The organism is Massilia phosphatilytica (assembly GCF_977014125.1).
The window spans coordinates 1-2,470 of sequence record NZ_CDRNIL010000051.1; the positions used below are offsets into that span (position 1 = coordinate 1).

Sequence of the window (2,470 nt, forward strand, 5' to 3'; positions counted from 1 at the left end):
CGGTATCGAGGGACATGCCCAAGGAGTCGTGTTCCTGGAGTATGCGGCGACAAGCGGCTCCTTGCGTCGGAACACGTCGACGCTGGACCTGACCGTATCGCGTCGTTCACGGCGCGCCCGCAGGGACGTCATCGGCCTGCATTTCTTCTCAGCCCCGCCAACGTGATGAAGCTGCTGGAGATCTCGCGCGCGGCGCGGCCACGGGCAAGGACGCGCCGGCGACGGCGCTGGCGCTGTCGAAGAAAATTGAGGAAGACGGGCGCGGCGTCCGGCGTGCGACGGCTTCATCTTCCGGCAACCGGCATGGTCGAGCAGCTCACTTCCGCGAGGCCGGCTTCCTGCGGACGAGGGCGCGCTGCCGCAGCAGGTCGATGCCGCCATCGAGAAGTTCGGTTCGCCGACGGCCTGTTCCCACGGTGACTGGCCGGAAACGACATCGGCTGGTACATCCGCAAGCGCCGTCGAGATGCCGGACGTGAAGTACTCGCGCAGGGCGGATCTGCTGTGCGAACAGGGCCGTTTCGGGCAAGATGGGGGCGCCGGCTGGTACGACTACCAGGCCGGCGACCGCACGCAGCCGTCGACGTCGATGACATGATCGTGAAGCACTCGCAGGAGCGGGCATCGCGTGCTGCGACGAGGAGACTCCGTCGGGCGCCTCGTCACGCGTGGTCAACGAGGGCGCCAGGATCCTGGAAGGGGCATTGCGCTGCGCCGGTGTCGCACATTCGACATGGTTGTACCTGTCCGGCCACCGGCTTCCCGCTGTTCCGCGGGCAGCCCGACGGTGTCGGCGTAGAACATCGGGCCGCCGCGGAACAGCGGGAAGCCGTAGCCGGACAGGTAGACCATGTCGATGTCCGACGCGCGCAGCGCAATGCCCTCTTCCAGGATCCTGGCGCCCTCGTTGACCAGCGCGTAGACGAGGCGCCCGACGATCTCCTCGTCGCAAATCGCGCGGCGCGCGATGCCCAGTTCCTGCGAGTGCTTCACGATCATGTCATCGACCCATGCCGACGGCTGCGGCGTGCGGTCGCCCGCCTGGTAGTCGTACCAGCCGGCGCCCGTCTTTTGCCCGAAACGGCCCTGTTCGCACAGCAGATCCGCCGTCCGCGAGTACTTCACGTCCGGCATCTCGACGGCGCGGCGCTTGCGGATGTACCAGCCGATGTCGTTTCCGGCCAGGTCGCCCATGCGGAACGGGCCCATGGCGAAGCCGAACTTCTCGATGGCGGCATCGACCTGCTGCGGCAGCGCGCCCTCGTCCAGCAGGAAGCCGGCCTGGCGGATGTACTGCTCGACCATGCGGTTGCCGATGAAGCCGTCGCACACGCCGGACACCACGCCCGTCTTCCTGATTTTCTTCGACAGCGCCAGCGCCGTCGCCAGCACGTCCTTGCCCGTGGCCGCGCCGCGCACGATCTCCAGCAGCTTCATCACGTTGGCGGGGCTGAAGAAATGCAGGCCGATGACGTCCTGCGGGCGCGCCGTGAACGACGCGATGCGGTTCAGGTCCAGCGTCGACGTGTTCGACGCGAGGATCGCGCCCGGCTTCATCACCGCGTCCAGTTGGCGGAACACGGACTCCTTCACGCCCATGTCCTCGAATACCGCTTCGATGACGATGTCGGCCTGGGCGACGTCGGCATAGTCGAGCGTACCGCGGATGAGTCCCACGCGCTGCTCGGCCTTCTCGGGGGCCAGCTTGCCCTTCCTGACGGTGTTTTCGTAATTCTTGCGGATGGTGGCCAGTCCCTTGTCCAGCGCGTCCCGCTTCGTTTCCAGGATCGTGACGGGGATGCCGGCGTTCGCGAAATTCATCGCGATGCCGCCGCCCATCGTGCCGGCGCCGACGACGGCCGCGCTGCGGATCTCGCGCACCGGCGTGTCAGGCGGAACATCCGGCACCTTGGCGGCCGCGCGCTCGGCGAAAAACGCGTGGCGCAGCGCTTTCGATTCCGTCGTCCGGGTGAGGTGGATGAAGCGCTCGCGCTCGAACGTCAGGCCTTCCTCGAACGGCTTTTCGACGGACGCGGCGACCGTTTCCACGCACTCGACGGGCGCCGGAAACGGCCCCGCCTCGACCTTCACGCGCGTCCGCGCGGCCGCGAGGAAACCGGCCGCGTCGGGATGCTCGACCTGGCGCTCGCGCACCTTGGGCAGCGGACGCACGTCCGCCACGCGGCGGGCAAAGGCGACGGCGCCGGCCACGAGGTCCATCCGGCCGGCAGCAGTTCGTCGAACAGCAGCGTGCCGGCCAGCTTTTCGGACGCGACCGGCGTGCCGGTCACGATCATGTTCAGCGCGGTCTCGAGGCCCAGCACGCGCGGCAGCCGCTGCGTGCCGCCCGCGCCGGGCAGGAGGCCGAGTTCTGACTTCCGGCAGCGCGTATCAGGTGCTGGATCATCCAACTAACTCCTCCGTTTTAACCTTAGCAATACGTAACTGAACGAAGTACAGGGCATAAACA

At 67.4% G+C, this 2,470-nt stretch carries 1 protein-coding gene and 2 pseudogenes; 2 read left to right on the forward strand and 1 reads right to left on the reverse strand.

All coding sequences use genetic code 11. From position 1 onward, the window contains the following. Positions 1–420: pseudogene (locus ACWNCF_RS01985) on the forward strand (hypothetical protein); the annotation flags it as partial. Between the two features lie 46 nt (positions 421–466). Beyond that, positions 467–598: a hypothetical protein gene (locus ACWNCF_RS01990; RefSeq protein WP_449405828.1), complete on the forward strand. Its 132-nt coding sequence runs from the start codon at positions 467–469 to the stop codon at positions 596–598. A 179-nt stretch (positions 599–777) separates the two neighbouring features. Here the strand turns inward: ACWNCF_RS01990 and ACWNCF_RS01995 are convergent. Further along, positions 778–2,388: pseudogene (locus ACWNCF_RS01995) on the reverse strand (3-hydroxyacyl-CoA dehydrogenase NAD-binding domain-containing protein); the annotation flags it as partial. Positions 2,389–2,470 lie beyond the last annotated feature (82 nt).